This window comes from bacterium, from assembly GCA_040757115.1.
Taxonomy (GTDB): Bacteria; UBA9089; CG2-30-40-21; order CG2-30-40-21; family SBAY01; genus JBFLXS01.
On sequence record JBFLYA010000307.1, the window covers coordinates 1 to 3996 of the forward strand.

Genomic DNA, 3996 nt, shown 5'->3' on the forward strand with positions numbered 1-3996 from the left:
CAGAGGCAGGTTGTCCCCCGCTGGCGGGGGATTAAGGGGGTGGAAATCTCTTCCACTGGCAGAGAATCAAGAAGGATAGAAAATAAAAGTTAGAAGGAGAAACGCTCATGAACCGTTGGTTCACAAATGAGGATGAAAATAGGTTTGATGGTTCAGGTGAAATCAGGCTGAAGCCTGCGGCTGCCAGCCTTCCCGAGTCCCGAACCCCGAGTCCCGAGTCCCGATTTTCAGAAGAACCCTTCAACCTGATTACGGACACGGAAAACGGACACGATTTTGAATTTTCAGTGTTTCATCCGTGTCCATCTGTGGCTGAATAGTTACAAAAATGAAATGTCAAGATTTGAATTAATTGCCCCATTTAAACCCTGTGGTGACCAGCCAAAGGCAATTGCTCAATTAACCGCAGGAATTAGCAAAGACTTTAGATACCAGACACTTTTGGGAGTGACCGGCTCGGGGAAAACATTTACTGTGGCTAATGTCATTGCCCAGATTAATAAGCCAACTTTAGTCATCTCGCATAATAAAACCTTAGCCGCTCAACTCTATTATGAGTTAAAAGGTTTTTTCCCACACAATAGCGTGGAATATTTCGTGAGTTACTATGACTACTACCAGCCTGAGGCTTACCTTCCGGCTACCGATACCTATATTGAGAAGGATTCCTCGATTAATGAAGAATTAGATAGATTACGGCTGGCGGCTACCTGTTCACTAATTACCAGACAGGATGTCATCATCGTTGCCTCGGTCTCCTGTATCTATAATATTGGCTCACCACAAGAATATAAAGATGCCTATCTTTTCCTCGAAACAGGGGAGAACTTCCCAAGAAATGAAATTCTTAAACGATTAGTTGAGATTCACTACGAGCGAAATGATATAGACTTTTCAAGAGGGAAATTCAGGGTTAGAGGGGATACCATTGAAGTTTTCCCATCCTATTATGAAGATACTGCTTACCGAATTGAGTTATTTGGCGATGAGGTCGAAAAAATCTGTGAGATTAATCCTTTGACCGGTAAAATAACATCAGTTTCAAATCGGCTTCTTGTTTATCCGGCAAAGCATTTTGTAACGACACAAAGCCGTTTGGAACGAGCATTACTTTCAATTGAAATGGAATTGGATGAAAGGGTAACTCATCTGAGAGGGCAAAATAAATTATTAGAAGCTCAGCGATTAGAATCTCGGACTAAATATGATATGGAGATTATGCGGGAGATAGGGACATGCCACGGCATAGAGAATTATTCAAGGCATTTTGATGGCAGACGACCAGGAGAGCGACCATGGACACTGATTGATTATTTCCCAAAAGATTTTCTTCTCATTATTGATGAGTCCCATGTTACTTTGCCCCAATTGAAAGGTATGTATGAAGGGGATAGGTCAAGAAAGCAAAGTCTTGTAGATTATGGTTTCCGTCTCCCATCGGCTTATGATAATCGACCTTTAAAACTTGCTGAATTTGAAAGGTTGATGCCACAAACAATATTCGTTTCGGCTACACCTGGAGATTATGAACTAAAAGTAAGTAGTCAAATCGTAGAATTAATCATTAGACCAACAGGGTTAGTTGACCCAAAACTCGATGTCCGAAAGGTTGAAGGTCAAATAGATAATTTAATCCGTGAGATTAGGGCTCGGGTAGCAAATAAAGAGCGGATTTTAGTTACAACCCTGACCAAGCGAATGGCAGAAGACCTGGCGGAATACCTTTCTAAAATGGATATTAAGGTTAGATACCTGCATTCTGAAATCCAGACATTAGACCGTGTTGAGATTTTACGGGATTTGCGGCTGGGCGAATTTGATGTTTTGGTAGGGATAAATCTTTTACGAGAAGGATTAGATTTGCCTGAGGTATCACTGGTTGCGGTTTTAGATGCAGATAAGGAAGGATACCTGCGCTCCGAGCGGTCTTTGATTCAGGTATTTGGTCGCACCGCAAGACATATCAATGGTCAGGTGATTATGTATGGAAATACGATTACCGGCTCAATGAAAAGGGCAATTGATGAAACCAATCGAAGAAGAAAGATTCAAATGGAATATAACCAAACTTATGGTATTACTCCTCAAACTATTCAAAAGGCGATTGCTGAATCTCTTGTAACCACACCCAAAGAACCCAAATCCCTGAAAGATGCAAGAGTAAAATATAAAATAAAAGGCGATATTTCATCAATTGTTAAGGAATTAGAGAGGCAGATGTATGAGGCGGCGGACAATTTAGAATATGAAAAAGCCGCAGTCTTGCGAGATGAGATATATGAATTGAAAAATCAGTTATACACATCTTAGAAGTAGCGTAACCGTTCACCGCAGAGACGCAGAGAAAAACACATCCCTAACCCCTCTCAAGAGGGGAATACAACCCCCTAACCCCCTTTGTTAAGGGGGAATAAACTTGCTTTTCATCGGTTCCTTGGTCTATGGTCTATGGTCTGTAGTCTATGGTCTATGGTCTATAGTTCTCAATACTTTTTGCAAAAGTTCATTGGTAATCTTAGGATTAGCCTTGCCGCGGGTGAGTTTCATCACCTGCCCAACTAAGAAACCTAATACTTCCTTTTTACCTGATTTGTATTCTTCAACTGCCTTTGGATTAGCAGTTATTACCTGCTCAATCACCTTTGCCATTTCATCGCTATCACTGATCTGGACTAATTCTTTTTCCCGAATTATTTCATACGGTAATTTGCCAGTTTTAAATATTTCAGCCAATACCTCTTTACCTATCTTTCCACTTATCGTGCCATTATCAATTAGCTCCAACATCTTTGCCAGATGAGTTGGAGTAAGCCTGGTTTGAGTAATGGTTAAATTTGACTCGCCTAAAAATCCTAAGACCTCGGTCATTATCCAATTACTTACTATTTTGGGTTTGGGGTAAAGTTTGGTGGTATTTTTAAAGAACTCGGCTAATTGCTTTGTTGCAGTCAATACCTCACTATCATAAACTGGCAATCCATATTCTTCAATGAACCTTTTCCTTTTTGCCTGAGGCAATTCAGGAATAGTTGCTTTTATCTCATCTATCCATTGGGATGATACTTCTAACGGAACTAAATCAGGCTCCGGGAAATATCGGTAGTCATGGGCTTCTTCTTTAGAACGCATTGGTGTGGTAACTTGCTTCTTTTCATCCCATAGCCTTGTTTGTTGAATAATATTTCCACCCTGGGTGATAAGTTTAATTTGCCTTTCTATCTCATAACTCATTGCCTTTTCTACGGCTTTAAAGGAGTTTAGATTTTTTATCTCGGTTTTAGTCCCGAGTTTAACCTCACCAATAGGTCTGATAGAGACATTGGCATCACATCGCAGAGAGCCTTCTTCCATATTACAATCAGAAACCTCAAGATACTCTAAAACACTTTTCAGGTTTGTCAGATACTCATAAGCCTGCTGTGGGGTTTTTATCTCAGGTTCACTGACTATCTCAATTAATGGTGTGCCACAACGATTAAAATCTACAAGACTACTTTCTTCTTCGGTATGAATAAGTTTACCGGCATCTTCTTCTAAATGTATTCGGGTAATTCCTATTTTAGTTGTAGTAATTTCTAAATATCCATTTCTGGCTAAAGGTTCATCATATTGAGATATTTGATATGCCTTTGGCAGGTCAGGATAAAAGTAATTTTTGCGATGGAACTTACAGGTTTGGACGATGTGGCAATTTAACGCTAATGCAGATTTAATCGCATATTCGACCGCTTGTTTATTTAAAACGGGTAATACCCCGGGAAAACCCAGACACACCGGGCAGGTTTGCGAATTAGGCGCTGCACCAAAGCTAATCGAGCAACCACAGAATATCTTAGATTTAGTTTTTAATTGAACATGGACTTCTAATCCAATAATTGCCTCATAATCCATCTTTTACCCCCACAAATTCGGTGGTGTCTGAAAATAACTCTAATAGTGAAATCTATGCAGATTTGGTGTCCAAAAGGGATTTCCTCCAAAGAGCAAAATGCAAAA

General features: G+C 40.1%; 3 protein-coding genes. 2 read left to right on the forward strand and 1 reads right to left on the reverse strand.

Features of this window, described 5'->3' with window-relative positions:
- Positions 1 to 107: 107 nt before the first annotated feature.
- Both AB1422_17595 and uvrB read left to right on the forward strand, forming a co-directional pair.
- Positions 108 to 320: a hypothetical protein gene (locus tag AB1422_17595; protein MEW6621117.1), complete on the forward strand. Its 213-nt coding sequence runs from the start codon at positions 108 to 110 to the stop codon at positions 318 to 320.
- A gap of 13 nt (positions 321 to 333) precedes the next feature.
- Positions 334 to 2310, forward strand: a complete 1977-nt coding sequence (gene uvrB, locus AB1422_17600; GenBank protein ID MEW6621118.1) for an excinuclease ABC subunit UvrB — start codon at positions 334 to 336, stop codon at positions 2308 to 2310.
- Between the two features lie 150 nt (positions 2311 to 2460).
- Here the strand turns inward: uvrB and gatB are convergent, their stop codons facing one another.
- Entirely contained in the window at positions 2461 to 3891 is a 1431-nt protein-coding gene (gatB, locus tag AB1422_17605) for an Asp-tRNA(Asn)/Glu-tRNA(Gln) amidotransferase subunit GatB (protein MEW6621119.1), read from the reverse strand.
- Between the last annotated feature and the right edge of the window lie 105 nt (positions 3892 to 3996).